The following is a 26535-nucleotide window of genomic DNA, read 5'->3' on the forward strand; positions in this document are numbered from 1 at the left end:
GTCCGACCATCGTTCGGTCGAGGAGCAATCTGGGCCCGCCCGGTCGCGCAATCGTGTCAGCGACACCGCTTTTGTGTCGCCGATTGTCGCAAACCGGGCGGGACCGTTCAGCTTCGATCAGAAGCGGAAGCGCGCGCTCGCCTGGATGGTTCGCGCCTGCTCGCGTAGGCCCACCGGCAGCGCCTGGAACGCACCGAAATAGGTATTCGCACGGTCGCGAAGCAGGTTGGTGCCCTCGAGGCTGAAGGTGATGAACTTGAACGGCGTATAGTTGACCGCCCCGTCGAGCCGCGAAGTCTCCTGCATGTACACCGAATAGCCCGGGAATTCGTAGTTCACCGAGGCCTTGTACTTCGAACGGTAGTTGTACGCGACCCGCGCACTGAACACGGGCGTGTCATAGAACAACGCCGCGTTTCCGGAATATTCCGATGTGAAGGGAGCATCGAAGACGCCCGGCACGTCGGGGGTATTCTCGTCCTCGTACAGGTGCAGCTCGCTCACCGGGATATAGGTGAAGTTGACGCTGGCGCCGAAATGCCGGGCGAAGCCGGGCAGGAAGTCGAAGAAGCCGGTCGCCTGGCTCTCGATGCCGAAGATCTTGCCGGGACCGGCGTTGCGTTCCTTGAAGACGAGCGCGTCGCGTCCGATCTCCGCCACATACTCCGTCTGGTTGGTGTAGTAGATGAAGCCGGTCTGGTTCTTGAGAAATGCGCCGAGGCTCAGCAACCCGCCCTCGCCGAAGAAATACTCCAGCGAGGCATCGTAGTTGTTCTCCTGCACCGGTTTCAGGTCCGGATTGCCGGCATAGACCCGGCCCGTCGGACTGGCGATCGCGTCGCGCAGTTCCTTGAAATTGCGCATGGCGTAAAAGCCGGGACGTTGCACGTTGTGCGTGTAGGACAGGCGCAGCTGGAGCTTGGGCGTGAAATGAACGATCGCCGTCGCGCTCGGCAACATATCGGTGTAGTTACCGCGGCTGCCGACCTCCTCCATCCGCAGGACGCCGTCCGAGCTTCCATCCGGGTTGCGCCCATAGGAATATTGGGTGCTGCTGCTGGTGCCCCAGGTGTTGACGAAGCGCAGGCCGAGCGTGCCGTCGATCGGGAATGGAGCGTTCAGCCCGTAGTTGAGTTCGCCGTAGGCCGCGAAGGTCTGCTCCTTCTGCGAGTAGGTTTGTCCGGGATCGTTGTTACCCGGCGTCGCCGTCGTCCAGTCGCGCCCCTGAAGGTCGGCACCGTTGGCGAGGATGTACTCGCGGATAGAGTCGAAGTTTCGGTAGAAGCTGGCGTTGTCGAAGTGATACCAGGTCGGGATTTCCCCCGCGTTGCGGATCTCCGGTCTTGTGGTGGCGAGCTCGATCCCGGTAGCGGCTCCCACGGACCCGAGCGTCGGCGCCGTTGCATTGGTGAAGAAGAAGGCGTCGCGATAGCCATAGAGGTTGCGCATCGTCCGCTTGGTATAGCGGGCGCCGAACTGGAACGAACGCAGCAGCCCCCGCTCGCTGGTGTCGACCGTCACGTCTAGGTTCGACGCGAACAGCGTGTCGCTGTTCGCGCCGTTCTGATCGTGGACCTGATAGAGTTTGTAGCTTTCGGGATCGTCGGCATCGACCCCCGGGAAGGTGACGTACGGACCGCCTCCCGGCACGTTGTCGGAATTGAAGTCGACGTGGGTCGCCCTACCCCCGACGAAACGCGACTGATGCTGAACGAAGTAGTCGCTGGTATCCGACCAGTTATATTGCGTGCCGAACTTGATTCGCGTGCGATCGCCCCGCCAGTTCGTTTCGAAATTGGCGTTGTAGGTGTCGCTCTTGCGCTTCTGGTAGATGTCGAGCGGACCGCCGGGAACGCCGTTGGGGTTGTTCAGCGTCACCGAGCGGATCGTACCGTCGTCGTTGACGATCAGGTCGGAATAGAAACCCTGATCGGTGTTCGTCTGCATCTTGAGGTAATCGCTCACCTCGGTCGCCCGCACGCCCAGATACGAACCTTCCAGCACGAAATCGAGGCGGTCGTTCGCCTGCCACTGCCACGATACGTTGAGCGACGGCCGCTTGAGCGATCCGCTTTCCTCGCCGTAGGTCACCGCAAAGGGGATGATCGTGTCCTGCAGCTCTGGCGGCAGCAGCGCATTGCTGGCGCTGCCCGAGAAGAAGCCGATCTGTTGCGGCGATTCGGCCGCGACCCAGTTCTCTTGATAGTTGTTCTGGGTGAGCGATCCGTTGAGCAGAAAGCCCATCTCGCCGATGCCGGTGTCGAAGCGCTCCGCGATCAGCAGGCTGCCGTACGGACTCTTGGTGTCGCCGATGTCGGAGAATGTCTCGCGGAAGCTGCCCGCGACGGTCAGTCCCTTCTCCATGTCCAGCGGCCGGCGCAGTTCGACGTTGACCGTGCCGGCGATGCCGCCCTCGGTCTGGCTGGCGCTGCGCGTCTTGTAGACGTCGACCGACTTGAGCAGTTCGGCAGGAATGTCCGCCAGATTGAGCGACCGCGACCCCGCCGCGCTCGCTTCGTTGCCGTTGATGGTGGTCTGCACGTCGGAGAGACCGCGGATCGTCACGCTCGATCCCTCGCCGTGGACGCGGTCGATCTGGACGCCGGTCACGCGCGCGAGCGCCTCGGGCACGTTGTTGTCCGGCAACTTGCCGACGTCCTCGGCCACCACCGAGTCGACGATCTCGCGAGAGTTGCGCTTCTTCTCGATCGCACTGGCGACGGAGCCGCGGATGCCGGTGACGATCACCTCGCCCTTGGTGGTTTCGACCGACGACACGACCTCTTCGTCCGGATCGGGGAGCGTCTCCTGGGCGCTCGCCTGCGTTGCGGCGAGAACGCCGATCGATACTCCCGCCAGCGCCAGCCCCTTGCCGACCGCCACGATGCCTACGCGTCCCCGTCCCATTCGCTTGTCCCCGCCTAATGATACGACAATAATACTCCGTCTTTATAACGTATACCATATGTCGGAGTATTGCTGTGTCAAGCGGTCGGCAGCCTGGACAAAGCCAGGCAAGAAAAAGGGCGGCCCGTCGGGGGTGACGGACCGCCCAAGGCGGGGACGAGGGACGGACGAGGAGGCTCGGGAGCAGCCTGCCTCAGCCGGCGCGAAGGCGCGTTCCCGCCAATCGGCCGCGGCCGATGCTGGTGAGCAGCGTCTCGAACTGATGGGTGGTGAAGCCGGCACCCAGGAAGTTCTTGATCTCGGAAGTGGGCAGGTTGTCGCCGCGGTGCCACGCGAGCACGGCGATCCGGCGCAGCGCCTCCAGCCGCGGATCGGCTAGCGGCGTGCGTGCGCGGGCGCCGAACAGCGACCCCATCGCCATCGCGATCCGGCCGGGACGCTTGAGGCTCGACAGCGTCTCGCGGCGCGCGATCGCCACCACCGACCATTCGAGCGCCGAGAGGCCCTCCGCGGCAGGCACCGGATCGGGCTGCGGCACCGTCGGTGCGGCAACCGCCTTGGCAGCTGCAGCGCCGCCCAACTCGCTGAACGTCAGATACGCCATGAACATTCCCCTTCCGTGCGAATGGGCAGGTCCACGGCGGCGCCGCTGTCGTTGCCCTCAATACCTACTGTGCGGTACAGAAGGGCAGCGGGGTCGTCAAACGCTAATTGTACCGGATGGTATCTTTTATCGACGAATTGCGATCAGGCGCTCGGCCACATCGTCAGGCTGGTGTCGACCAGCGCGTCCAGCGCCTCGCGGCTGGCCCCCATCCCCGCCTGCACCGTGATCCCCTGCAGGATGGCGATGAGGTAGGAGGTAAGCCCGGCGGCGTCGATCGCAGCGGGCAGGTCGCCCTCGGTCTTCGCGCGTTCGAACCGGGCGACCAGCGCGGCGTTGGAGGATGCGCGGCGCTGGATCACCTCGTCGCGGATCGACTCGGCATCCGCACCGCAGGCGACGGAGCTGATCACGCCCAGGCAGCCGCGCGGTCCGGTGGTGCTGGCGTGGATCTCGACCGCGCCGCGCAACAGCCGCTCGGAAACGGCGCGGGCGGTCGGCTCCTCGAGCGCGGCGCGAATATAGTTGAGCTTCTCGTGCTCGTAGAGGTCGAGCGCCTTGCGGAACAACGATTCCTTGTTGCCGAACGCGGCATAGAGGCTGGGGCGCGTGATCCCCATCGCCTCGGTCAGGTCCGAGAGCGAGGTGCCCTCATAGCCCTTGCTCCAGAACACGCGGAGCGCAGCGGCCAACGCCTCGTCGACATCGAACTCGCGGGGACGGCCCCGACCGGAACAGCAAAGCGCGGCTTTCATAATGGCCGGTATATAAGCGACTTAGCGCGGAATGCATCCCCTATCCCTGGCCCTATAGCTGGCGCAGCGCGCGGGCCGGCCGCGTGCCGAGAATCGGCAAGGCGCCGAGCACCCCGATCAGCAGCGTCACCCCCGCCCCCGCCGCGAGCGTCGCCAGGACCACGGCATAGTCCGGCAGCCATTCGAAGCGGAACACCTCCACCACCACATACCATGCGCCCCCCAGCCCGAGCGCGAGCGCCAGCGCGGCGATCGCGGCGCTGAGCAGCGCATATTCGAGCGCCTGCACCGCCAACACCTGCGCGCGGGTGGCGCCCAGCGTCTTGAGGATCACCCCGTCGTAGGTCCGCGCCTCGCGCGCGGCGGCAATCGCGCCGATCAGCACGGCGATGCCGGCGAGGATCGCGACCGAAGCCGCCGCGGCGATCGCGGTCGCCATCTGCCCCACCAGCGTACGCACCTGGCCGATCACGCCGCGCACCTCGATCACCGAGACCGAGGGGAAGCGCGGCAGCAGCGCACGGGTTACCGCCCCCTCCTGCCCCGTCGGCAGATCGATCGTCGCCGCCAGATTGTGCGGCACGTCGGCGATGGCGTTGGGGCTGAACACCATGACGAAGTTGAACCCCATCGTGTCCCAGTGGATACGCCGGAACGAGGCGACCCGCGCCTCGCGCTCGACGCCGAGCAGCGAATAGCGGATCGGATCGCCGATCTTCAGCCCCAGCGCGCGGCCGAGGTCGACGTCGAGTGAGACCAGCGGCGGCCCGGCATAGCCCGCCGGCCACCAGCTGCCCCCGACCAGCTCGTTGCTGTCGGGAAGCGTCTCGGCATAGGTGAGCCCGCGCTCGCCGCGCAGCGCCCAGGCGCCCTCGGGCAGCGTCTCGAGGTCCGCGACACGGGTGTCGCCATAGCCGGTGATCGTCCCGCGCAGCAACGGCACCATGCGGATGTCGGCCCGCGGTGCGGCGCCGGTGACGGTACGGCGGAACGCCGGCACCTGATCGCGCGGCACGTCGAGCGCGAACAGCGCCGGCGCGCGCTGCGGGATGGTCTGGCGGATGTTGGCGTCGATGCTGGTGCGGATGGCCGCCAGCAGCACGAACAGCGTGAGCCCCAGCCCCAGCGCCACCACCAGCGTCACCGTCCGCGCGCCCGGGCGGTGGAGGCCGGTGAGCGCCAGCCGCAGCAGCGGACGGTGCGGACGTGGCAGCCGCGCGGCGACCCGGCGCACGCCCCAGCCGAAGCCGGCGAGCAGCAGCAGCGTGCCGGCGATCGTCGCGAGGAAACTCGCGGTGAACCCCGGCTGGTCGGCGGTAGCGACGGCGATCGCGACCACCAGTACGCCTGCGCCCAGCGTCCAGGGCAGCACCCGCCGCCACGGCGCGCGGCGCAGATCAAGGCTGCCGCGCAGCAGCCCCGCGGCGGGCACGGTGCCCGCGCGCACCAGCGGCGGCGCGGTGAACGCGAGCGCGGTGAGCAGCCCATAGGCGGCGGCGAGCGCGAGCGGCGCCGGATAGATCGCGAACTCGGGTGCGACCGGCAGCACGTCGCCGGCGATCCACAGGATCAGCGGCACCGCGGCGACGCCGGCGACCAGCCCGAGCAGGATGCCGATGCCGGCGACCACCGCCACCTGCAGCAGATACACGCGCGCGATCCCGCCGGAGGTCGCCCCCAGCACCTTGAGTGCGGCGATGCTGCCGCGGCGGCTGTCGAGATAGGAGCCGACGCCGTTGCCGACGCCGATTCCGGCGATCGCCAGCGCGGCGAGCCCGACCAGCACCAGGAACTGCCCCATCCGATCGAGGAAGCGCGCCGCACCGGGCGAAGCGCGATCGCGCGTCTTGCTCTCCCACCCCCCGTCGGGAAAGGCGCGCTGGATCGCTTCGACCGCCGCATCCGGCACGCGGCCGGGCGGCAGTGCGACGCGATATTTGGTTTCGTAGAGGCTGCCCGGCTGGATCAGCCCGGTACGCGCGATGCCCGGCGCGGCGACGATCGCCACCGGCCCGAGCGTGAACCCCTCGCCCAGTCGGTCGGGCTCGTCGGCGATGATGCCGGCGATCGCGAAGCGGGCGGTGCCGAGCCGCAGCGTGTCGCCGACGCCGACCGCCAGACGATCGGCCAACCCCGGCGCGATCCACACGCGGGCGGGGTCGCTCGGCCGTACGCTGCTGCCGTCGGCGAGACGCAGCTGGCCGTAAAGGGGATAGGCAGTGTCGACGCCCTTGAGCGTCACCGGCACCGTCTGCGGCCCGTCGCCACCGCCGTCGCGCACCGCCATCGCCTGCATCGACGTCGTTTCGGAGACGCGGCCCAGCCGGGCGAAGGCGGCGCGTTCCTGCGACGTGGCGGCACGCTGGGAGGTGGCGAACTCGACGTCGCCGCCGAGGATCGCGGCACCACGCGCCTTCAGCTCGCCGTCGATCGCGGCCGACAGGCTGCCGATCGCCGCGAGCGCACCGACGCCCAGGAACATGCACACCAGCAGCAGCCGCAAGCCACGAAAGCGCCCGTGCAGCTCGCGGCGCGCGAGCCGCCACGCCAGCCGCCAGTCGCTCACTTGGTGTCGTCCCGTACGATCCGACCATCGGCGAGCGAGACGATGCGGTCGCAGCGCTCGGCCAGCGCCGCATCGTGGGTGATCACCACCAGCGTCGCGCCGGTCGCCTGCCGCCGCTCGAACAGCAGATCCATGATCGCGCTGCCGGTCGCGGCATCCAGGTTGCCGGTCGGCTCGTCGGCGAAGACGATCTCCGGCCGTCCCGCCAACGCGCGCGCGATCGCGACGCGCTGCTGCTCGCCACCGGACAGTTGGGCGGGATAGTGGCGCAGCCGGTGTCCGAGGCCGACCGCGGTCAGCTCCGCCTCGGCACGCGCGAAGGCGTCGGCGGCACCGGCGAGCTCCATCGGCACCGCGACATTTTCCAGCGCCGTCATCGTCGGCAGGAGGTGGAATGCCTGGAGCACGATGCCGATGCGACCGCGCCGGGCGCGGGCGAGCGCATCCTCGTCGAGCGCCCCGAAGTCGAGGCCCGCGACGGTGACGCTGCCGCCGGTCGCCCGCTCCAGACCGGACAACACCGCCATCAACGACGACTTGCCCGATCCCGAGGCGCCGAGCAGCGCCAGGCTGGTGCCGCGCGCTACCGAGAGGTCGATGCCGCGCAGGATCGGCGTCGCCGCTTCGGCATCGCCGAGCGTCAAGGTGACATCGCGGGCGACGATCACCATATCGCCGTGGTCGGTTTCGGACATGTCGGAGGATCGCGTTGGAGAAGGGAAGTGTCGGTTATGGGGTGGGGACGCTGCTTCTCCAAGCCTTGCTGCTCGGCGGCTGCGACGACCGGAGCGCAGACGGCGTCCCGCCCGAACAGGCGACTGTGCCGGTGAACCGCGCCGAGGCGACGCCCGTGCCTTCGCCCAGCGTGCCCAATGGTCCCGAGCGGCTGGTGCTGGCGTTCGGCGACAGCCTCTATGCCGGCTACGGCCTCGCGCGCGGGCAGAGCCTTCCCGACGGGTTGCAGACGGCGCTGCGCAACGCCGGCATCAACGCGACCGTGGTCAACGCCGGCGTATCGGGCGACACGACCGCGGCGGGACGCCAGCGGCTCGCCTTCTCGCTCGACAATCTCCAGCGCACGCCGGACCTGGTGCTGCTGGGCCTGGGCGGCAACGACGTGCTGCGCCAGATCCCGCCCGCCACCACGCGCGACAATCTGAAGGCGATGCTGGAGGAGCTCAAGCGCCGCAACATTCCGGTCGTGCTGACGGGGATGATGGCGCCGCCCAACCTGGGCGGCGACTATGCCGGCGCGTTCAACCGGATCTTCCCGGAACTGGCCGAGGAATATGACGCGGTGCTCTATCCGTTCGTGCTGAACGGCGTGATCGGCAATCCCGCGCTGATGCAGGCCGACCGCGTGCACCCGAACGCCAAGGGCGTGCAGCAGATGGTCACCCGCATCGCGCCGGTGGTCACGGAACGGCTGCAGCGGCTGGATTGAGGGGAGCGCACAACTTCTCTCCCGCCCGTCATGCTGACAAAAGTCAGCATCCAGACGCGCAACACCCGCGGCTCAAGTAGGTAGCGTCAATTGATCCTGACTTCCGTCAGGATGACGGGGGTGGATGGCGCGCGCGTCCGCCACTCAACGTGCTCCTGCACAGGCAGGAGCCTAGGGTTACCGGCGGCACCGGTAGTGGCTCTGGGCTCCTGCCTGCGCAGAAGCACGGCCGGCGAGCCGCTGGTGGCGGTTGAACCACCCCTGCTCGGCAGCGGCGCTACCGCCTTAGACCGTGAAGCTCTCTCCGCACCCGCAAGCGCCCTTGGCGTTCGGGTTGTTGAACACGAACCCCGCGGTGAAGTCGTCCTCCACCCAGTCCATCGTCGAGCCAACTAGGTACAGGATCGATCCGCCGTCCACGAACAGCGTGCCGCCGGCGGTGTCGATACGCTCGTCGAACGGCTTGGCCTCGGTCACATAGTCGACCGAATAGGCGAGCCCCGAACAGCCGCGGCGTGGCGTCGACAGCTTGACGCCCACCGAACCCTCCGGCGCCTTGGCCATGAGGTCGGCGATGCGCTGCTCGGCCGACGGCGTCAGCGCGAGCGCGGCAGGACGGGGGCGGAGGGTGGTGGCCACAAATTGTTCCTTGCTTACAACATGCCCAGTTCGAGCTTGGCCTCGTCGGACATCTTCTGCGGGTCCCAGGGCGGATCCCAGATCAGGTTCACCTCGGCCGTGCCGACGCCCGGCACCGCGCCGACGCGCAGTTCGACCTCGGCCGGCATCGATTCCGCGACCGGGCAATGCGGCGTCGTCAGCGTCATGGTGACGGCGACATGGCCGTCGGCGGTGACGTCGACGCCATAGATCAGCCCCAGGTCGTAGATGTTGACCGGGATTTCGGGGTCGTAGATCTCCTTCAGCGCCGCGATCACGGCGTCGTAGATTGCGCCGCCCGGCTCTCCGGCCGACACCGGCTCCGGCTTCTGCGCCAGAAAGCCTTCCAGATAGTCGCGGCGGCGCGGCTCCGCCCCCGCATCGGCCGGAGCGTCGACCACCTCGTCCACGCGCGCCTTGCGCGGCGCGTCCACCGTGTCGACCTCTTCCACCGCGATCCTGCGTGTCTCGTCCATTACCCGAAGATCCTGCTTACTCGTTCCAGTCCGCGCACCAGCGCCTCCACGTCGGCGGCCGAATTATAGACGCCGAAGCTCGCCCGCGCGGTCGCCGGCACGCCCAGCCGGTCCATCAGCGGCTGCGCGCAATGGTGGCCGGCGCGGATCGCCACGCGCTCCTCGTCCAAGATGGTGCCGATGTCGTGCGGATGCACCCCCTCGATCGCGAAGCTGACGATGCCGGCGGAATCCTCCGGCCCGAACAGCGTCACCGAGTTGATCCGCCCCAGCCCTTCGCGCGCGGCGGCGACCAGCGCGGTCTCATGCGCGTGGATCGCGTCGAGGCCGATGCCGGCGACATAACCGATCGCGGCATGCAGCCCGAGCACGCCGACGATGTGCGGCGTCCCCGCCTCGAACCGCCCCGGCGGCGGCGCATAGGTGGTGCGCTCGAACGTCACCCGGTCGATCATCGAACCGCCGCCCTGGTACGGCGGCATCGCCTCCAGCAGTTCCGCCCTGCCCCACAGCACGCCGATGCCGGTCGGGCCGTAGAGCTTGTGACCGGAGAAGACGTAGAAGTCGCAGCCGAGCTTCGTCACGTCCACCGGCAGCCGCGCGACCGCCTGGCAGCCGTCGAGCAGAATCTTGGCGCCGACACCATGCGCCAGCTTTACCGCACGCGGCACGTCGAGCACCGACCCCAGCACGTTGGACACATGCGCCAGCGCGACCAGCTTGTGCTCCGGCCGCAGCATCCACTCCATCGCATCGAGGTCGATGCGGCCGTCTGCGGTGAGCGGCACCACGTCGATCGCCGCGCCCACGCGCTCGGCGACCATCTGCCACGGCACGATATTGCTGTGGTGCTCCAGCATCGACAGCAGGATGCGGTCGCCCGCCTTGAGCTGCGTTCCCGCCCAGCATTGCGCGACCAGGTTGATCCCCTCGGTAGCACCGCGGGTGAAGACGATCTCGTCCGGCGAGCCCGCGCCGACGAAGTCCGCCACCCGCCGCCGCGCCGCCTCGAACGCCAGCGTCATGTCGGCCGAGCGCTGGTAGACGCCGCGGTGGACGGTAGCATAGGTCTCGCCATAGCCGCGCGCGATCGCGTCGAGCACCGGCCGCGGCTTCTGCGCGGTCGCGGCGGTGTCGAGATAGGCATAGCCCGCCGGGATCGCCGGGAAGTCGGCGACCACGTCGAGCGGGCGGGTATCGGCCAGCACGCTCACAAGGCGGCTTCCAGCCAGCGATCGGCGTCCGCCACGAACGCCTCGCGCACCACCTCCTGGCCGATGCGGTCGAGCGAGTCCGCCACGAATGCGCGGGTCAGCAGTGCCTTGGCGCGCGGGCGCGGCACGCCGCGGCTCTGGAGATAGAAGAGCGCGCGGTCGTCGAGTTCGCCAACCGTCGCGCCATGCGCGCACTTCACGTCGTCGGCAAAGATCTCCAGCTCGGGCTTGAGGTTCACCGTCGCGGTGCGCTGAAGCAGGATGCCGCGCAACGACTGCTCACCGTCGGTCTTTTGCGCACCGCGCGCGACGTCGACGCGCGCGGCGAGGCTCGCGGCCGAACGGTCGGCGGCGACCGCGCGCCAGGTCTGGTGGCTGGTGCCGCGCTCGGCGGCGTGGCGCACGGTGACCGCGCACTCCTGCCGCTGCTCGCCGCGGGTCAGCAGCGCGCCGCCCATTTCCGCGTACGCATCGGTGCCGCTGACGACGAGTTCGCCGTCGATGCGGCTGCCCATGCCGCCGGCGCCCAGGAAGGTCGACGCATAGCTCGCCGCCTCGCCGATCTCGGCCTCGTCGCGGATCGACACGAAGCCATCGGTTTGGATCAGCCGCACGGAGCGCATCAGCCGGGCACCGCGCGCGAGTTCGATCCGCGTCTGGCGATTGGCCCAGCCGGTGCCGACGAAGGTCTCGACCACCGACGCCGCGGCATCGGCCGCAAGCGCGATGAACCCACGCAGATGATTGTCGCCGCCCGAACCCAGATGCACGATCTGGATCGGATCGCTCACCGATTCCCGGCCGAGGTCCAGCGCCCATCCCTCGGCCGCGCCGAAGCGGGCGAGCGGATGCTCGCTGGTCCAAGCGCGGCGACCGACGGTCACCGGCCCTGGCGCGCTGCGCTCCGCATCATAGACGCCATCGACGAACACCAGCCGCGGACCGGCAAGCGGCAGCAGCACGGCGTCGAGATCAGGCGCAGTCCCGCGCGGGCTCTCGGCCGCGCGCTGCAACGCCGGCAGGTCCGCCCAGCGCCACCGCTCGGACTTGGGCGAGGGGAGTTCGAGGGTGTCAGCCACGGGCGTTCTCCCGTACCCCGGCGGAGGCCGGGGCCCAGTTGCGAGCGGCCCGATGCTGGACCCCGGCCTTCGCCGGGGTACGGCGGTGCACGACGGCAGCAACCATCACGCCGCAACCTGCGCGTAGCCCTCACGCTCCAGCTCGAGCGCGAGTTCGGCGCCACCGGTGCGCACGATCCGCCCGTCCGCGAGCACATGGACCACGTCCGGCTTCACGTAATCCAGCAGCCGCTGATAGTGGGTGATCAGGATCACCGCCTTGTCGGGCGCGCGCATAATGCGGTTGATACCGTCGCCAACGATCCGCAGCGCGTCGATGTCGAGGCCGCTGTCGGTCTCGTCCAGGATCGCGAGCTTGGGATCGAGGATGCCCATCTGCACCATCTCGTTGCGCTTCTTCTCGCCGCCCGAAAAGCCGACGTTGACCGGACGCTTGAGCATTTCCGCGTCCATGCTCAGCGCATCGGCCTGCGCGCGGGCGAGCTTCAGGAATTCGCCGCCCGACAGCGGCTTCTCGTCGCGCGTCTTGCGCTGGGCGTTGAGCGCCTCGCGCAGGAACTGGACGTTGGAGACGCCGGGAATCTCGACCGGGTACTGGAAGCCCAGGAACAGGCCGGCAGCCGCGCGCGCGTCCGCCTCCATCTCCAGCAGGTCCTCGCCCGCGAAGGTCACCGAACCCTCGATCACCTCATAGCCGGGACGGCCGCCGAGGACGTAGCCGAGCGTCGACTTGCCAGCGCCGTTCGGCCCCATGATCGCATGCACCTCGCCCGCGTTGACGGTCAGCGAGAGGCCCTTGAGGATCGGCTTGCCGTCGATCTCGGCGTGCAGGTTTTTGATTTTGAGCATGTTCTTCTCGGCGTCAGAGCTGGGGACGAAGGGCCAAGGCGCGCATCTCCAGCGCAGCCTTGCCGTCGAAATACTGGTCGAGCACTTGCGTGCGCCGCTCGGCGGAGGCGAAGCCGGGCTTGGTGGCGAGCACGGGATTGATCTTGGCGATTGCCGCCTCGCGCACGTCGGCGCAGTGCGCGAGCACCTGCTCCCGGGTCAGGTCGGGCGCGTCCTGCTGGGCGCTTCGCAAGCACGCGGAATAGGGCAGCCCCGCACGCAGCAGCACCGGCATGGGCGGCAGCTGGGGCATGGCGGCAGCCTGAAGCAGCGCGAGGAGCGCGATCATCCGACGCTCCCTTCCAGGCTGATGCCCAGCAGCTTCTGCGCCTCGACCGCGAACTCCATCGGCAGCTGCTGCAGCACCTCGCGCGCGAAGCCGTTGACGATCAGCGCCACCGCCGCTTCCTGGTCGAGCCCGCGCTGCATGGCGTAGAACAGCTGGTCCTCACTGATCTTCGACGTGGTCGCCTCATGCTCGATCTGCGCGGAGGGGTTCTTCACCTCGATGTACGGCACCGTATGCGCACCGCACTGGTCGCCCAGCAGCAGGCTGTCGCACTGGGTGAAGTTGCGCACGTTCTCGGCCGTCGGCCCGACGCGCACCAGCCCGCGATAGGTGTTGTCCGAGCGTCCGGCCGAAATGCCCTTCGACACGATCGTCGAGCGGCTGCCCTTGCCCAGATGGATCATCTTGGTGCCGGTGTCGGCCTGCTGGCGGTTGTTGGTCACCGCCACCGAATAGAATTCGCCGACGCTGTTCTCGCCCGCCAGCACGCAGCTCGGGTATTTCCAAGTGATCGCCGAGCCGGTCTCGACCTGCGTCCACGACACCTTCGAATTCTTGCCCTGGCACAGCGCACGCTTAGTGACGAAATTGTAGATGCCGCCGACGCCGTTCTCGTCGCCCGGATACCAGTTCTGCACCGTAGAATATTTGATCTCGGCATCGTCCAGCGCGACCAGCTCCACGACGGCAGCGTGCAGCTGGTTCTCGTCACGCATAGGCGCGGTGCAGCCCTCCAGGTACGACACATACGCGCCCTTGTCGGCGACGATCAGCGTGCGTTCGAACTGGCCGGTGTTCTCCGCGTTGATGCGGAAATAGGTCGACAGCTCCATCGGGCAGCGCACGCCCTCGGGAATGTAGACGAAGGTGCCGTCCGAGAAGACCGCCGAGTTCAACGTCGCGAAATAGTTGTCGCGCTGGGGCACGACCTTGCCGAGCCACTTCTTCACCAGTTCGGGATATTCGCGGATCGCTTCCGAGATCGAGCGGAAGATCACGCCCGCCGCCTCCAGCTCCTTGCGGAAGGTGGTGGCGACCGAGACGCTGTCGAACACCGCGTCGACCGCGACCTTGCGCGCGCCCTCGACGCCGGCGAGCACCTTCTGCTCCTCGATCGGGATGCCGAGCTTCTCGTAGGTGCGGCGGATCTCGGGGTCGAGCTCGTCCAGCGAGGCGATCGTCGCCTTTGCCTTGGGCTCGGCGTAATAATAGGCGTCCTGATAGTCGATCGGCGGGACGTTGAGCTTCGCCCAGTCCGGCGCCTCCATCGTCTGCCACAGGCGGAACGCCTTCAGACGCCAGTCGAGCATCCATTCGGGCTCGCCTTTCTTGGCGGAGATGTAGCGAACGGTCTCCTCGCTCAGCCCCTTGGGCGCGAACTCCTGTTCGACGTCGGAGGCGAAGCCCCACTCGTACTTCTTGTTCGCGGCGGCCAGCGCCTCTGCGTTCCTGGTGGCCATGCTACGCCTCTACCTTCGCTTCGTTCGCTTGGCGCGGGGCGGAGACTTCCGCCGGCGCCGCATTCAGACTTGCGAGGCTCACTCCTGCGAGCGCCCCGCGGACCGTGTCGTTGACCAACTGCAGGTGCGGGCGCACGCGGCAGTTGCCGACGCTGCACTCGCGCCCCTCGTCGACGCAGGTGGTGAGCGCGATCGGCCCCTCCACCGCCTCGACGATGTCGACAAGCGAGATCGCCGCCGCCGGCCGCGCCAGCCGGAAGCCGCCCGCCGCCCCGCGCCCGGTCTCGATCAGCCCGGCCGCCGACAGCCGGCTCACCAGCTTCTGCACGGTCGGCAGCGGCAGCCCCGTCTCCTCGGCCAGCCGCGTCGCGTTGAGCCGCGCCACGCCACCGCAGTGACGTGCAGTCGCGCTCATCATCACGACGGCGTAATCGGCAAGGCTCGAAAGACGCATGGCTCCAATCGGATCATTCCGGTCTGATTTGCAGATGGTGGCGAGGGGCGGCGGGGTCAACCCGTTTTTGCAGCTGCGAAGCGGGACGCGGCACGATTGTTCCGATCGGCGTGATCGTGTCGCTGCATCACGCTGCTTTGACCCCCTTCCCCGTCGCTGCCATAGCCGCGCGATGCGCTTCTACCATCCCTTGCTGTTCGCCCTCGATGCCGAGCGCGCGCACCGCCTGACGATCCGCATGCTCGCCGCCTGGGGCGCGGCCGGGACGCCGTTCGCCGACGGCCCCGACGATCGCCACGCGGTGACGGTCGCGGGAGTGCGCTTTCCCAACCCGGTCGGGCTCGCCGCCGGGGTCGACAAGGATGCGGAAGCGGTCACCGGCTTCTTCGCGCTCGGCTTCGGCTCGGTCGAGGTCGGCACGCTCACCCCGCGGCCGCAGCCGGGCAATCCGCAGCCGCGGTTGTTCCGGCTGGTCGAGGATCGCGCGGTCATCAACCGCATGGGGTTCAACAACGGCGGCCTCGACGCCGCGCTCGACCGCATTGCCAAGCTGCCCAAGCGGCGCGGCGTGCTCGGCATCAACGTCGGCGCCAACAAGGACTCGGTTGCAGGCGACAGCGCCATCGCCGACTATGTCGCGGGCGTCGCCAAGGCGGCGCCCCTTGCCGACTATCTGACGATCAACATCAGCTCGCCCAACACGCCGGGCCTGCGCAACCTTCAGGCGCAGCCGGCGCTCGGCGAGTTGATCGCCGCCTGCGATGCCGCGCGCCACACGGGCGGCAAGCGCGTGCCGCTGTTCCTGAAGGTCGCCCCCGATCTCGACCGCGCCGGGCTGGAAGTCGCGGCGCGGGCGGCGATCGACGGCGGCATCGATGCGCTGGTCGTCTCCAACACCACCATCTCGCGCCCCGCCGGGCTGCGCTCGGGCAATGCCGGGGAGACCGGGGGCCTTTCGGGCGCGCCGCTCGCCGACCTCGCCCGCGCCAAGCTGGCCGAGGCGCGCGCCATCACCGGCGGCGCGCTGCCGCTGGTGTCGGTCGGCGGGATCGGCTCGCCCGACGAGGCCCAGCGCCGGCTCGATGCGGGGGCGAGCCTGGTCCAGCTCTATTCGGCGCTGGTCTACGAAGGGCCGAGGCTGGCGCGGCGGATCGTGAAGGGATTGCACCGCAACCCCTCGTCGTCATCCTGACGTCCCCCCTTCGTCATCCTGACGAAAGTCTGGATCCATTGCCGCACCGGCTGGAGTCGCGAGCGTAGCGCGAATGGATGCTGACTTGCGTCAGCATGACGGGGTGGCGGGGATGACGGGTGGCGGGTATGGAAAGCCCCCCCTCAATCCTCGGCGGCGATCGTCACGCGCAGGCCGTCGAGCGCGTCGGTGAACGGGATCTGGCACGACAGCCGCGAGCGCTGGTCGCGGTCCGACGTGCTGTCGAGCAGTTCGTCCTCGTCCTCGCTCATCGCCGGCAGCAGCGGCAGGAACTCGGCATCGACGTGGACGTGGCAGGTCGCGCAGCTGCAGCAGCCGCCGCACAGCGCGAGCAGTTCGTCGACGCCGGCGTCGCGGATCACCTCCATCACGCTCAGCCCCACTTCTGCGGGCACGCTTCGTTCTTCTCCTTCGCGCGTGGTAACGGTAAGCGTGAGCATGCATTTTCTCCAGAACAGCTGGCAGCGCATTGGCGACCGCCGCAGGCAAATTCAAGGCGCGCGGGCATGGGCCTGACCGCCGAGCAGCTGCGTACGTCGCTCGATGCGCTCGCCGCCGCCGAGCCCGCCTTCGCCGCCGCGATCGGCCGCGTCGGCTACCCGCCGCCCCGCATCCGCGAGCCGGGCTATGCGACGCTGCTGCGCACGATCGTCGGCCAGCAGGTGAGCGTCCACGCCGCCGCGGCGGTGTGGCGCCGGCTGGAGGAAGCGCTCGGCGACGTGGAGGACCCGGCGCTGCTGGCGGCGGCGAGCGACGAGACGCTGCGCGCCGCCGGCCTCTCGCGGCAGAAGATCGGCTATGCCCGCAGCCTCGCCGAGGAAGTGAGCAGCGGCCGCCTCGACCTCGCCGCGCTTCCCGAGGACGACGAGGAAGCGATCGCCGCGCTTACCCGGATCAAGGGCATCGGCCGCTGGTCGGCAGAGATCTACCTGCTGTTCGCCGAAGGACGCGCCGACATCTGGCCGGCGGGCGACCTGGCGGTGCAGATCGAGGTCGGCCGCATCCTCGGCCACGCCGAGCGTCCCAACGAGAAGCTGGTCCGCGTCCTCGCCGACGCCTGGCGCCCGCATCGCGGTGCCGCAGCGATCTTCGCTTGGCACCATTACAACAGCAAGATGGACGTGATCTGAGGCGTCAGCGCCGCGCGATCCGCTGAAGCCAGTCCCCCATCCACGCGCCCGCCGCCGCCTCGAGCGGTGCGGCATGGCGCGCGGCATCGTCGCGCAGCGCCCGCGGATCGATCCCCGCAGCGTCGAGCTCGGCGGCATGGCCGACCAGCCAGCGCTCGAACCCGCCGCCCAGCACCTCCGGGTGGAACTGCAGCGCGAGGATATGCGCGCCCCGCGCGAACGCCTGGTTCGGCGTCTGCGCCGTCGACGCCAGCGGCGTGCAACCGGCGGGCACCTCGAAGGTGTCGCCGTGCCAGTGCAGCACCGGCACGCCGTCGAGGGGGGCGAGCAGACCGGCGCCCTCCCCGCGAAGCGTCACCGGCGCCCAGCCGATTTCCTTGCCGCCCGACGCATAGACCCGCGCGTCCAGCGCCGCCGCCATCAGCTGCGCGCCGAGACAGATGCCCAGCGTCGGCAGGTCGGCCGCCAGCCGTCGCCGCAGCAGCGCCACCTCGTCGGCCAGGAACGGATAGCGCGCCGCGTCGTACACGCCGACGGGGCCGCCCAGCACCACCAGCAGATCCGGCGCGAGCGGATCGATCGCGGCCACGCCCTCGCTCGCCGCATCGACGTAGCGGATGCGATACCCCGCCGCCTCCAGCGGGCCGGCGAAGCTGCCGAGGTCCTCGAACGCGATATGGCGGATGGCGACGGCGGTGGGGCTGTGCATGTCGGTTCTATCCCGCCACCAATTCGCTTGCGCAACCTCCCTCGCCCGCGAATAACGGCCGCGTGGCTTTCTCCCCCGTTCTCTCCACCGTCGCCGAAACCATCCAGGTCGCGATCGCGCCGGTCTTCCTGCTCGCCGGGCTCGGCGCGATCCTCAACGTCATGGTGGGGCGGCTGGCGCGAATCGTCGACCGCTCGCGCCAGCTGGAGGCGCTGCACCTGCGCGCGATCGGCCCCGAGCGCGAGCGCCACATCCATGAGCTGCGGCTGATCGATGGGCGCATCCGCACGATCAACAACGCGGTCTATTTAGTCGTGATGGCAGCGATCGCGATCTGCCTGGTGGTCGCGATGCTGTTCGTGGCGGAACTTGCGAACCTGCAGATCGGACAGGTGATCGCCGTCGCCTTCATCGTCTCGATGCTGCTGCTGACCGGCGGGCTGATCTGCTTCCTGATCGAGATTCACATGTCGGTTCGCGCGATCCGCGTGCGTTCCGACCTGATCCACCCGACGCTGCCGTGAGCCGCGCGGCCGAGCGCCGGCTGCTCCAGGCGGTGGTGGCGCTGCTCTGCCTGATCCCGCTGTCGACCGCGACCGCCGGCATCCTGGGCGGCGCCGAATGGCTGGCGAAGATGCCGGTGCGACCCAGCCTCGACAGCCATTTCCGATACATGTCCGGCATCTTCCTGGGGATGGCGTTCGGCTTCGCCAGCTGCATTCCCGCGATCGAGCGCCAGGGCACCCGCTTCCGCCTGCTGGGGATGATGGTGATACTCGGCGGCCTCGCGCGGCTGTGGTCGCTGCTGAGCGTCGGCGCGCCCTCGACCGGCCACCTCATCGGGCTGTGCGTCGAGCTGGGCGCGGTGCCGCTGGTGCTGCTGTGGCAGCGCAGCCTGGAGCGGCGCTGGCGTTAACGCGCCGCCTCCAGTCCCCCGCCCGTCGCAACCGTCTCGGCATAGCCGGGCTTCACCCGCATCCGCCCGCGCTGCTCGAATGCGTAGCCGGCGCCGAGCAGCAACGCTTCGCTGTACTTCGGCCCGAGGAACGACAGGCCGGCGGGTAGCCCCTGCACCAGCCCCATCGGCACCGTCAGATGCGGGTAGCCGGCGACCGCGGGCAGCTCGCTCGCAGAGGGCGGCACGAAATGGTCGCCGTGCACCGGGTCGCTCAGCCAGGGGAGGCCGTAGCTCGGCTCGACCAGCAGCGCGACCTTCGCCTCCGCCAGCATCGCGTCGATCCCCTCGGCGCCCGCCAGCCGCAGCGACGTCGCGCGCGCCTGCCGATAGGCGGGGTCGTCGAGCCCGGGCAGCGTCACCGCCGCTTCGAACAGGTCCTGGCCGAAGAACGGCATCTCGTCATCGGCGTGGGCGACGTTGAACGCGATCACCTGAGCGAGCGTACGGGTCTTCACCGTTGGCGGGGTGCTGGCGAGATAGGCGTCGAGATCGGCCTTGAGCTCGGTCTTGAGCACCAGCAGCTCCGCCTCGCCGGGCCCGTCCGCCTTGGGCGGGGTGACGTCGACCAGCGTCGCGCCGGCATCGCGCAGCACCGCCAGCGCCGCGCCGAAGCGCCGGGCAAGCGGCGCCGCCATCTCCGGCCGGATCACGCCGACGCGCACGCCCTGCAACGCGTCGGGGGAGAGCGCCGCGGCATAGTCCGCGCGGTGGCGGTCGGCATCGCGGGTGGTCGGATCGACGGGATCGCTGCCGACCATCGCCGAGAACAGCAGCGCCGCGTCGCGCACGCTGCGCGCCATCGGGCCGGCGGTGTCCTGGCTGTGGCTGATCGGGACGATATGCGTCCGGCTGACGAGGCCGATCGTCGGCTTCAGCCCGACCAGCCCGGTCATCGCCGACGGGCAGACCACCGACCCGTCGGTCTCCGTCCCCACCCCCGCCGCCGCGAAGCTCGCCGCGATCGCCGCGCCGGTGCCGCTCGACGAGCCGCAGGCGGTGCGGTCGAGCGCATAGGGATTGCGCACCAGCCCGCCGACGGCGCTCCACCCGCTCATCGACGCCGACGACCGGATGTTGGCCCATTCCGACAGGTTGGTCTTGCCCAGGATCACCGCGCCCGCCGCCCGCAGCCGCGCCACCACCGGCGCGTCGCGGCCGGTGCGGTTGTCGCGGAGCGCGAGGCTTCCGGCAGTGGTCGGCAGTTCGCGCGTCTCGACATTGTCCTTGATCAGGATCGGCACGCCGTGGAGGGGGCCGCGGACTTGGCCGGCGCGCCGCTCGGCATCCAGCGCGCGCGCTTGCGCCAGCGCCTCCGGGTTGGTCGCGATCACGCTGCGCAGCGTCGGCCCCTGGCGGTCCATCGCCGCGATCCGGGCGAGATAGGCACGGGTCAGCGCCTCGCTGCTCGCGCCCGCCTTCAGCGCCGCCGCGGCATCCGCCAGCGACAGCTCCTCGACCGCCGGCGCCTGTTGCGCGGTTGCGGGCGCCGCCAGCGCCAACAGCGCAGCCCCGATCATCGTCCCTGCCGAACCCCGCATCGCCGTCCCCCATCCTGTCGCCGCAGCGTGGGACGGGCGGCGGCCGCTGGCAAGCGTCAGTGCGCGCGCAGCCGCACGAGACTGCACAGGCCCGCGAGCACGGCGAGCGCAGCGGCGGCGAGCAGCGGGGCCGGCCCGAGCCCCGCGCCCAGCGCCAGCACCACCCCGACCAGCGACGCCCCCAGCGTCTGCCCGAGCAGCCGCGAGGTCGACAGCAAGCCGCCGGCCGCCGCGGCGCGATCGCGCGGCGCGCGCCACAGGATCAGCCGCGAATTGGGCGCGAAGAACAGCCCGAACCCGCAGGCGCACAGCACCAGCCGCCAGGCGATCGCGATCCAGCCCGCATCCGTGGGAAGGAAAGCCACAAGCAGCAGCCCGGCCGTCGCGAGCGCCATCCCGAGGACGCCCAGCAGCGACGACTTCGTCCGGTCGGACAGCCAACCCGCGAGCGGCGCCACCACCAGCATGGTGAGCGGGAACGGCATGATCAGCAGCCCGACCTCGTCCGGGGAGTAGCCCATGCCGCGCTCGAATCGGAACGGCAGCGAGACGATCAGCGCGGCGGAGGCGACGAAGCCTGCGACCGCCGCCAGCGCCGACAGGCCGAGCACGCGGTCGCCGAGCAGGTCGACCGGCACCACCGGTCGGGTGCGCCGCCGCTCGCGCCGAACCAGCAGCAGCAGCGCCGCGGCGCCCAGCAGGCTAGCGACGATTCCCGGCACGGTATAGTCGTGGACCGCCGCCTCCAGCCCGCCGATCAGCAGCCCCAGACTCGCCGCGCTCCACACCCCGCCGCGCCAGTCGAAGCGGTCGTGCAGCCGCGTCGGCTCGGGCAGCGACCGGCCGACCAGCAGCGACACCAGCGCGCACGGCACCGCCGCGCAGAACACCCACCGCCAGTCGAGGTTCGACACCAGGAACCCGCCGAGCGTCGGTGCGAGGGCGTTGGACGACGCGACGATCACGCTGTTGATGCCCAGGCCGCTGCCCAGGCTGCGCTGGGGATAGATTTCCCGCAGCATCGCCGCGGAGACGCTGAGCGCCATCCCCGCCCCCAGCGCCTGCGCCGCGCGCACCGCCAGCAGCACCGGCAACGAGTTCGCGAGCAGCGCCGCCCCCGATGCGACCGCGAAGATCACCTGGCCGATCTGGTAGAGCCGCCGATGGCCGATCCGGTCGCCCAGCGTCGCGAAGGGCAGCAGCCCCATCACCAGCACCAGCTGGTAAAGCGTGACCACCGACACGACCGCATCGTTGCCCACGCCCAGATCGCGCGCGATCGTCGGCAGCGCGACGTTGGCGATGGTACCGTCGACCACGAACAGCGCCGTGCCGAACGAGATGGCGACGATCGCCGTCAGCCGGCGCGGCATCGGCAGCCCGTCGCTCCCGCTGTCTCCGGAATCGGGACGGGACTGATTCGCGACGGATCGGGCCGGTGGCTCCGCCCCGACCGCCTGATTTTCACGCAACATCGCCTCGCAACGTCCCAGCGCCCGGATCGTGCCCGAGGATGCCCGGATGCATCGTCCGCAGGCGCCAGCACCGACGCGAAAAATTTTTGAGGCGGCGGTTTTCGCTTGAAGCCTAGGAATATCCACGCGTCGCGAACCGCAACAAAGGATGAACGGCGTCTTCACCGCGACGAACCATCTTGCCAGCTTCCTCCGTTTCGGCGACACCAAGTCTTGTGGTGGCGCCAGGGGAGCGGCGCTATCGCTGGTATCCAGCGAGGGGCTCCCGTTTTGAGCGAAATGCGGCGGAAAAGCCGCGTTTGGGACGGTGCAGGCGGCGATTCAAGCCGCTTGCCGCCGCGTTCGACGACGCCACGGCGGGCCCCACGGCCCGGACAGACGGAACAGGGAACGAGGGCAGCAATGGACTTCAGGGACAGCCAGGACACGCGCGCAAGCGACGCCACGACCACGCTCGAAGCCCCCGCGGCGGCACGCGACAGCCGCTCGGTCGCCAAGCCCTATCCGGTCGAGGTCGACCACGCGCGCGACGCGCTGCTGACGGAGTTCGGCAAGGAAACGCTGACCGACCGTTATCTGCTGCCCGGCGAGAGCTTCCAGGACCTGTTCGTCCGCGTCGCCTCCGCCTATGCCGACGATGCCGGGCACGCGCAGCGCATCTACGACTATATCTCGCGCCTGTGGTTCATGCCGGCGACGCCCGTGCTGTCCAACGGCGGCACCGGCCGCGGCCTGCCGATCTCCTGCTACCTGAACTCGGTCCCCGACAGCCTGGAAGGCATCGTCGAAACCTGGAACGAGAACGTCTGGCTGGCGTCGCGCGGCGGCGGCATCGGCACCTATTGGGGCGCGGTGCGCGGCATCGGCGAGCCGGTCGGCCTCAACGGCAAGACCAGCGGCATCATCCCGTTCGTGCGCGTGATGGACTCGCTAACGCTCGCGATTTCGCAAGGATCGCTGCGCCGCGGCTCGGCCGCCTGCTACCTCGACATCTCACACCCCGAGGTCGAGGAGTTTCTCGAAATCCGGAAGACTTCGGGCGACTTCAACCGCAAGGCGCTCAACCTGCACCACGGCGTGCTGATCCCCGACGCCTTCATGGAAGCGGTGCGCGACGGCAGCGAGTGGGAGCTCAAGAGCCCCAAGGACGGCTCGGTGCGCGGCAAGGTCGACGCGCGCGCGCTGTTCCAGAAGCTGGTCGAGGTCCGCCTCGCCACCGGCGAGCCCTACATCGTCTTTTCCGACCATGTGAACTCGACGATGCCCAAGCATCATCGCGACCTGGGCCTCAAGGTCTCGACCTCGAACCTGTGCTCGGAAATCACGCTGCCGACCGGCCGCGACCACCTGGGCAACGACCGCACCGCCGTGTGCTGCCTATCCTCGCTCAACCTGGAGACGTGGGACGAGTGGAACGGCGACAAGCGCTTCATCGAGGACGTGATGCGCTTCCTCGACAACGTGCTGACCGACTATATCAAGAACGCCCCCGACGAGATGGCGCGCGCGCGCTATTCGGCCGAGCGCGAGCGTTCGGTGGGCCTGGGCGTGATGGGCTTCCACAGCTTCCTCCAGGCGCGCGGGCTGCCGTTCGAAGGCGCGATGGCCAAGTCGTGGAACCTCAAGATCTTCAAGCACATCAACGCGCAGGTGAACGAGGCGTCGATGCAGCTGGCGGTCGAGCGCGGCCCCTGCCCCGACGCCGCCGACATGGGCGTGATGGAGCGCTTTTCCTGCAAGATGGCGATCGCGCCGACCGCGTCGATCTCGATCATCTGCGGCGGCACCTCCGCGTGCATCGAGCCGATCCCGGCGAACATGTACACGCACAAGACGCTGTCGGGCTCGACCGCGGTCAAGAACCCGCACCTCCAGAAACTGCTGCGCGAAAAGTCGAAGGACTCGGACGCGGTCTGGAACTCGATCCTGGAGCATGGCGGCTCGGTCCAGCACCTCGACTTCCTGTCGGCGGACGAGAAGGCGTGCTTCAAGACCAGCTTCGAGATCGACCAGCGGTGGCTGCTCGAACTCGCCGGCGACCGCACGCCCTACATCGACCAGGCGCAGTCGCTGAACCTGTTCATCCCGGCCGACGTGGAAAAGTGGGACCTGCTGATGCTCCACTTCCGCGCGTGGGAACTGGGCATCAAGTCGCTCTATTATCTGCGGTCGAAGTCGATCCAGCGCGCGGGCTTCGCCGGCGGCGTGGAGGCGGACAACACGCCCGAGGCGCCGAAGTTCGAGATCGGCGAGAGCACCGACTACGACGAGTGCCTGGCCTGCCAGTAAGGTAGCGGCCGCCTAGCGGCGTGGGCGTTCCCCGAGTGATACTCCGGGAACGCCGGCGCCGTCCCGGCGCGATGGGGATGGAATGCACGCAGCCACCGCCACGTTCGGAACCGCCGCACCGGCCCGCAGCCTGCGGACCGGCCCGGCGTCGTCCGGATCAGAGCGGCTCGCCGCCCTTTTCCTCCTCGAAGGTGATCGCGACGTCGGCGTTGGCCGACAGACGGACCTTGTCGCCCTCGACCGCGGCAACGAGGCCGGCGGGGATGAAGTGGTGGTGGCCGGTGTGACCCTTGCCTTCGGCACCCTGGATCTCGGCACCGCTGTCCTTCTTGGTCAGCTTGATGCGGTCGCCCTCGACCTTGTCGACGGTGCCGATATGGACGCCGTCGGCGCCGATGATTTCCATATGTTCCTTGATGGCGGACACGTCTGCCATGATGGGTCTCCTCGGTTGGTTACCGTCGATGAACGCACGTCGGCGCGGATGGTCGCATGACCCGGCAGGCGCTGATCATGTATGCGGTGGCGTTCGTCGCGGCGGCGACGGGCGGCACCCTGCTGCTGCGCCTGCGCACCGCCGGCAGCGCGGGCGCGGTCTATGGCTACCGGATCGCCGGGGTGATGCTCGTCGCGCTCGGCTTCGTGCTCACCCTGTTCGCCACCGTCTTCCGCCTGGCGAGCGCGGCATGAGCGGACTCGTATGCCTGTGATCCTGGGCCTCGTCGGTGCGCTGATGCTCCTGTGCCCCAATTCAAAGCCTCTGAAGGCAATCTAACGCTCGTGCAGAAGGAGCATCGCGAATGGTAACCTTGTTCTACTGGATGCTGCTCCTCGGCAGCCTCGTCGCCGTTGGCGGCGGGCTGCTGCTGCTGGTGAAGGGGGACGCACTTCGCGCCGCGGACCTCAAGGCCGGCCGCACCAACGTTCCCGATCCGCAGGCGATGCGGAAGACGGCGAAGATGATCCTCGCGATCGGTGTCGTCGGCCTGCTCCTCGCCTTTTTCGCATTCTAAGACTTCCGGAGATTTCCCGATGTCCCTTCTCGACGCCCGCAAGACGTACAAGCCCTTCGAATATCCCTGGGCCTATGAATATTGGAAGCGCCAGCAGCAGGTGCACTGGCTGCCGGAAGAAGTGCCGCTGGGCGAGGATTGCCGCGACTGGGCGCAGAAGCTGTCGGAGCACGAGCGCAACCTGCTGACGCAGATCTTCCGCTTCTTCACCCAGGCCGACGTCGAGGTGCAGGATTGCTACCACGAGAAGTACGGCCGCGTGTTCAAGCCGACCGAGGTCAAGATGATGCTGACGGCGTTCAGCAACATGGAGACCATCCACATCGCGGCCTACAGCCACCTGCTCGACACCATCGGCATGCCCGAGAGCGAATACGGCGCCTTCCTCGACTATGCCGAGATGAAGGACAAGCACGACTATCTGCAGCAGTTCGGCGTCGACACCGACGAGGACATCGCCCGCACCCTGGCGATGTTCGGCGGCTTCACCGAAGGCGTGCAGTTGTTCGCGTCGTTCGCGATGCTGATGAACTTCCCGCGCTTCAACAAGATGAAGGGCATGGGGCAGATCGTGTCGTGGTCGGTGCGCGACGAGAGCCTGCACTGCGAAGGTATCATCCAGCTGTTCCACGCCTTCTGCAAGGAACGGGACTGCCTGACCAAGGCGGTGAAGGACGACATCGCCGACCAGTGCCAGACGACGATCCGCCTGGAGGATGCGTTCATCGACCTGGCGTTCGAGATGGGCCCGGTCAACGGCATGACGCCCAAGGAGATCAAGAAGTACATCCGCTACATCGCCGACTGGCGTCTGGGCCAGCTGGGCATGAAGCCGATCTACATGATCGACGAGCACCCGCTGCCGTGGCTGACCCCGCTGCTCAACGGCGTCGAGCACGCCAACTTCTTCGAGCAGCGCGCGACCGAATATTCGAAGGGCGCGACCCGCGGCAACTGGAACGAGGTGTGGGACAGCTTCGACAAGCGCCAGAAGGTCCGCGGCACCCCGGCGGCGAACGAGGAAGCCAGCGAGAGCGACATGTTCTCGCACGCCGGCGTCGCGGCGGAGTAGGCGCTCGTCCTGCTGACGGAAGTCGGCAACCGAACCCGCGGCGCTCACGACTCCGGGCGCTGCGGCGATGGATTCTGACTTCGGTCAGGAGGACGAACAAAGGGGCGTCGCAATACGGCGCCCCTTTTTGTTTGCCGAAAAACCGCCGAGAGCAGCGGCTTGCCCACCCTTCAGCGGTAACCCTCGTCATCCTGACGAAAGTCAGGATCCATTACCGCACCCGACAGAAGCGCGAGCGTAGCGCGAATGGATGCCCCGAGTTCACAAACGAAGTGCAACACCAGGTTGAGGTGTTGCGATGGGAACCAGGTACCGACAGCTCTCGTATGCGGAACGGTGTGC

General features: G+C 68.7%; 27 protein-coding genes. 9 read left to right on the plus strand and 18 right to left on the minus strand.

Going from position 1 to position 26535, the window contains the following annotated elements; genetic code table 11:
- Positions 1-117 precede the first annotated feature (117 nt).
- From ACBY01_RS14010 to ACBY01_RS14030, 5 genes are all read right to left on the minus strand, one after another.
- Positions 118-2907: a TonB-dependent receptor gene (locus ACBY01_RS14010; protein ID WP_416461535.1), complete on the minus strand. Its 2790-nt coding sequence runs from the start codon at positions 2905-2907 to the stop codon at positions 118-120.
- Positions 2908-3100: 193 nt separating this feature from the next.
- On the minus strand, positions 3101-3511 hold the full coding sequence (locus tag ACBY01_RS14015) for a hypothetical protein (RefSeq protein WP_416461536.1): 411 nt from the start codon (positions 3509-3511) through the stop codon (positions 3101-3103).
- A 143-nt stretch (positions 3512-3654) separates the two neighbouring features.
- Complete coding sequence (locus tag ACBY01_RS14020; protein WP_416461537.1) at positions 3655-4266, minus strand: TetR/AcrR family transcriptional regulator; 612 nt, start codon at positions 4264-4266, stop codon at positions 3655-3657.
- Positions 4267-4318: 52 nt separating this feature from the next.
- Positions 4319-6832, minus strand: coding sequence for an ABC transporter permease (locus ACBY01_RS14025; protein ID WP_416461538.1), 2514 nt, complete (start codon positions 6830-6832; stop codon positions 4319-4321).
- The gene (locus ACBY01_RS14030; RefSeq protein WP_416461539.1) at positions 6829-7527 is read right to left on the minus strand and encodes an ABC transporter ATP-binding protein; all 699 of its coding nucleotides are present in this window, start codon (positions 7525-7527) and stop codon (positions 6829-6831) included. Before ACBY01_RS14030 ends, ACBY01_RS14025 begins: the two co-directional genes overlap by 4 nt.
- Before the next feature lie 14 nt (positions 7528-7541).
- On the opposite strand from ACBY01_RS14030, the gene ACBY01_RS14035 reads away from it, so the two are divergent.
- The gene (locus tag ACBY01_RS14035; RefSeq protein ID WP_416461540.1) at positions 7542-8276 is read left to right on the plus strand and encodes an arylesterase; all 735 of its coding nucleotides are present in this window, start codon (positions 7542-7544) and stop codon (positions 8274-8276) included.
- Between the two features lie 285 nt (positions 8277-8561).
- Here the strand turns inward: ACBY01_RS14035 and ACBY01_RS14040 are convergent, their stop codons facing one another.
- The 8 genes from ACBY01_RS14040 to ACBY01_RS14075 all read right to left on the minus strand — a co-directional run bounded on the left by ACBY01_RS14040 (position 8562) and on the right by ACBY01_RS14075 (position 14796).
- Entirely contained in the window at positions 8562-8915 is a 354-nt protein-coding gene (locus ACBY01_RS14040; protein WP_416461541.1) for a HesB/IscA family protein, read from the minus strand.
- 14 nt (positions 8916-8929) lie between these two features.
- Positions 8930-9412, minus strand: coding sequence for an SUF system Fe-S cluster assembly protein (locus ACBY01_RS14045; protein WP_416461542.1), 483 nt, complete (start codon positions 9410-9412; stop codon positions 8930-8932).
- A complete protein-coding gene (locus ACBY01_RS14050) occupies positions 9412-10626 on the minus strand; it encodes an aminotransferase class V-fold PLP-dependent enzyme (protein WP_416461543.1) in 1215 nt (404 codons plus the stop codon). Before ACBY01_RS14050 ends, ACBY01_RS14045 begins: the two co-directional genes overlap by 1 nt.
- Positions 10623-11705: a SufD family Fe-S cluster assembly protein gene (locus tag ACBY01_RS14055; protein WP_416461544.1), complete on the minus strand. Its 1083-nt coding sequence runs from the start codon at positions 11703-11705 to the stop codon at positions 10623-10625. The genes ACBY01_RS14050 and ACBY01_RS14055 overlap by 4 nt, the downstream gene beginning before the upstream one ends.
- A gap of 105 nt (positions 11706-11810) precedes the next feature.
- Positions 11811-12554, minus strand: coding sequence for a Fe-S cluster assembly ATPase SufC (sufC, locus tag ACBY01_RS14060; protein ID WP_416461545.1), 744 nt, complete (start codon positions 12552-12554; stop codon positions 11811-11813).
- 13 nt (positions 12555-12567) lie between these two features.
- A complete protein-coding gene (locus ACBY01_RS14065; protein ID WP_416461546.1) occupies positions 12568-12882 on the minus strand; it encodes a hypothetical protein in 315 nt (104 codons plus the stop codon).
- Complete coding sequence (gene sufB, locus ACBY01_RS14070) at positions 12879-14342, minus strand: Fe-S cluster assembly protein SufB (RefSeq protein ID WP_416461547.1); 1464 nt, start codon at positions 14340-14342, stop codon at positions 12879-12881. Before sufB ends, ACBY01_RS14065 begins: the two co-directional genes overlap by 4 nt.
- 1 nt (position 14343) lies before the next feature.
- Positions 14344-14796, minus strand: coding sequence for an SUF system Fe-S cluster assembly regulator (locus ACBY01_RS14075; RefSeq protein ID WP_416461548.1), 453 nt, complete (start codon positions 14794-14796; stop codon positions 14344-14346).
- A gap of 172 nt (positions 14797-14968) precedes the next feature.
- Here ACBY01_RS14075 and ACBY01_RS14080 point away from each other — a divergent pair, with 172 nt between their 5' ends.
- Positions 14969-15988 (plus strand): quinone-dependent dihydroorotate dehydrogenase, encoded by a 1020-nt coding sequence (locus ACBY01_RS14080; RefSeq protein ID WP_416461549.1) that lies wholly within the window; start codon positions 14969-14971, stop codon positions 15986-15988.
- 143 nt (positions 15989-16131) lie between these two features.
- On the opposite strand, the gene ACBY01_RS14085 is transcribed toward ACBY01_RS14080, so the two are convergent.
- Positions 16132-16449, minus strand: coding sequence for a 2Fe-2S iron-sulfur cluster-binding protein (locus ACBY01_RS14085; protein WP_416461550.1), 318 nt, complete (start codon positions 16447-16449; stop codon positions 16132-16134).
- 66 nt (positions 16450-16515) lie between these two features.
- Between ACBY01_RS14085 and ACBY01_RS14090 the strand changes: the two genes are divergently transcribed.
- The gene (locus tag ACBY01_RS14090; protein ID WP_416461551.1) at positions 16516-17139 is read left to right on the plus strand and encodes a DNA-3-methyladenine glycosylase family protein; all 624 of its coding nucleotides are present in this window, start codon (positions 16516-16518) and stop codon (positions 17137-17139) included.
- 4 nt (positions 17140-17143) lie between these two features.
- Here the strand turns inward: ACBY01_RS14090 and ACBY01_RS14095 are convergent, their stop codons facing one another.
- Positions 17144-17848: a glutamine amidotransferase gene (locus ACBY01_RS14095; protein ID WP_416461552.1), complete on the minus strand. Its 705-nt coding sequence runs from the start codon at positions 17846-17848 to the stop codon at positions 17144-17146.
- A 62-nt stretch (positions 17849-17910) separates the two neighbouring features.
- On the opposite strand from ACBY01_RS14095, the gene ACBY01_RS14100 reads away from it, so the two are divergent.
- Positions 17911-18372: a DUF2721 domain-containing protein gene (locus tag ACBY01_RS14100; protein ID WP_416461554.1), complete on the plus strand. Its 462-nt coding sequence runs from the start codon at positions 17911-17913 to the stop codon at positions 18370-18372.
- A complete protein-coding gene (locus ACBY01_RS14105) occupies positions 18369-18764 on the plus strand; it encodes a DUF4345 domain-containing protein (RefSeq protein ID WP_416461555.1) in 396 nt (131 codons plus the stop codon). Before ACBY01_RS14100 ends, ACBY01_RS14105 begins: the two co-directional genes overlap by 4 nt.
- On the opposite strand, the gene ACBY01_RS14110 is transcribed toward ACBY01_RS14105, so the two are convergent.
- Positions 18761-20344, minus strand: coding sequence for an amidase (locus tag ACBY01_RS14110; RefSeq protein WP_416461556.1), 1584 nt, complete (start codon positions 20342-20344; stop codon positions 18761-18763). The two genes, ACBY01_RS14105 and ACBY01_RS14110, sit on opposite strands and share 4 nt — an antisense overlap.
- Before the next feature lie 56 nt (positions 20345-20400).
- Entirely contained in the window at positions 20401-21717 is a 1317-nt protein-coding gene (locus ACBY01_RS14115; RefSeq protein ID WP_416461557.1) for an MFS transporter, read from the minus strand.
- A 504-nt stretch (positions 21718-22221) separates the two neighbouring features.
- On the opposite strand from ACBY01_RS14115, the gene ACBY01_RS14120 reads away from it, so the two are divergent.
- Positions 22222-24108: a ribonucleoside-diphosphate reductase subunit alpha gene (locus tag ACBY01_RS14120; protein WP_416461558.1), complete on the plus strand. Its 1887-nt coding sequence runs from the start codon at positions 22222-22224 to the stop codon at positions 24106-24108.
- A gap of 157 nt (positions 24109-24265) precedes the next feature.
- On the opposite strand, the gene ACBY01_RS14125 is transcribed toward ACBY01_RS14120, so the two are convergent.
- A complete protein-coding gene (locus ACBY01_RS14125) occupies positions 24266-24544 on the minus strand; it encodes a DUF2171 domain-containing protein (protein WP_416461559.1) in 279 nt (92 codons plus the stop codon).
- A 56-nt stretch (positions 24545-24600) separates the two neighbouring features.
- Between ACBY01_RS14125 and ACBY01_RS14130 the strand changes: the two genes are divergently transcribed.
- From ACBY01_RS14130 to ACBY01_RS14140, 3 genes are all read left to right on the plus strand, one after another.
- The gene (locus ACBY01_RS14130; RefSeq protein WP_416461561.1) at positions 24601-24798 is read left to right on the plus strand and encodes a hypothetical protein; all 198 of its coding nucleotides are present in this window, start codon (positions 24601-24603) and stop codon (positions 24796-24798) included.
- 110 nt (positions 24799-24908) lie between these two features.
- Entirely contained in the window at positions 24909-25121 is a 213-nt protein-coding gene (locus ACBY01_RS14135; RefSeq protein ID WP_416461562.1) for a hypothetical protein, read from the plus strand.
- A gap of 19 nt (positions 25122-25140) precedes the next feature.
- Positions 25141-26193, plus strand: a complete 1053-nt coding sequence (locus tag ACBY01_RS14140; protein WP_416461563.1) for a ribonucleotide-diphosphate reductase subunit beta — start codon at positions 25141-25143, stop codon at positions 26191-26193.
- Positions 26194-26535 lie beyond the last annotated feature (342 nt).

This window comes from Sphingomonas mangrovi (assembly GCF_047975845.1).
Lineage (GTDB): Bacteria > Pseudomonadota > Alphaproteobacteria > Sphingomonadales > Sphingomonadaceae > Sphingomonas.

Excerpts from the sequence above, each read along its gene's own strand:
- ACBY01_RS14090 (WP_416461551.1), top strand. The coding sequence starts at position 16,516 with ATGGGCCTGACCGCCGAGCAGCTGCGTACGTCGCTCGATGCGCTCGCC.
- ACBY01_RS14130 (WP_416461561.1), top strand. The coding sequence starts at position 24,601 with ATGACCCGGCAGGCGCTGATCATGTATGCGGTGGCGTTCGTCGCGGCG.
- ACBY01_RS14140 (WP_416461563.1), top strand. The coding sequence starts at position 25,141 with ATGTCCCTTCTCGACGCCCGCAAGACGTACAAGCCCTTCGAATATCCC.
- ACBY01_RS14115 (WP_416461557.1), bottom strand. The coding sequence starts at position 21,717 with ATGCCGCGCCGGCTGACGGCGATCGTCGCCATCTCGTTCGGCACGGCG.
- ACBY01_RS14080 (WP_416461549.1), top strand. The coding sequence starts at position 14,969 with ATGCGCTTCTACCATCCCTTGCTGTTCGCCCTCGATGCCGAGCGCGCG.
- ACBY01_RS14015 (WP_416461536.1), bottom strand. The coding sequence starts at position 3,511 with ATGGCGTATCTGACGTTCAGCGAGTTGGGCGGCGCTGCAGCTGCCAAG.
- ACBY01_RS14075 (WP_416461548.1), bottom strand. The coding sequence starts at position 14,796 with ATGCGTCTTTCGAGCCTTGCCGATTACGCCGTCGTGATGATGAGCGCG.
- sufC (WP_416461545.1), bottom strand. The coding sequence starts at position 12,554 with ATGCTCAAAATCAAAAACCTGCACGCCGAGATCGACGGCAAGCCGATC.
- ACBY01_RS14095 (WP_416461552.1), bottom strand. The coding sequence starts at position 17,848 with ATGCACAGCCCCACCGCCGTCGCCATCCGCCATATCGCGTTCGAGGAC.
- ACBY01_RS14110 (WP_416461556.1), bottom strand. The coding sequence starts at position 20,344 with ATGCGGGGTTCGGCAGGGACGATGATCGGGGCTGCGCTGTTGGCGCTG.
- ACBY01_RS14065 (WP_416461546.1), bottom strand. The coding sequence starts at position 12,882 with ATGATCGCGCTCCTCGCGCTGCTTCAGGCTGCCGCCATGCCCCAGCTG.
- ACBY01_RS14045 (WP_416461542.1), bottom strand. The coding sequence starts at position 9,412 with ATGGACGAGACACGCAGGATCGCGGTGGAAGAGGTCGACACGGTGGAC.
- ACBY01_RS14135 (WP_416461562.1), top strand. The coding sequence starts at position 24,909 with ATGGTAACCTTGTTCTACTGGATGCTGCTCCTCGGCAGCCTCGTCGCC.
- ACBY01_RS14030 (WP_416461539.1), bottom strand. The coding sequence starts at position 7,527 with ATGTCCGAAACCGACCACGGCGATATGGTGATCGTCGCCCGCGATGTC.
- ACBY01_RS14010 (WP_416461535.1), bottom strand. The coding sequence starts at position 2,907 with ATGGGACGGGGACGCGTAGGCATCGTGGCGGTCGGCAAGGGGCTGGCG.
- ACBY01_RS14125 (WP_416461559.1), bottom strand. The coding sequence starts at position 24,544 with ATGGCAGACGTGTCCGCCATCAAGGAACATATGGAAATCATCGGCGCC.
- ACBY01_RS14120 (WP_416461558.1), top strand. The coding sequence starts at position 22,222 with ATGGACTTCAGGGACAGCCAGGACACGCGCGCAAGCGACGCCACGACC.
- ACBY01_RS14085 (WP_416461550.1), bottom strand. The coding sequence starts at position 16,449 with ATGCTCACGCTTACCGTTACCACGCGCGAAGGAGAAGAACGAAGCGTG.
- sufB (WP_416461547.1), bottom strand. The coding sequence starts at position 14,342 with ATGGCCACCAGGAACGCAGAGGCGCTGGCCGCCGCGAACAAGAAGTAC.
- ACBY01_RS14020 (WP_416461537.1), bottom strand. The coding sequence starts at position 4,266 with ATGAAAGCCGCGCTTTGCTGTTCCGGTCGGGGCCGTCCCCGCGAGTTC.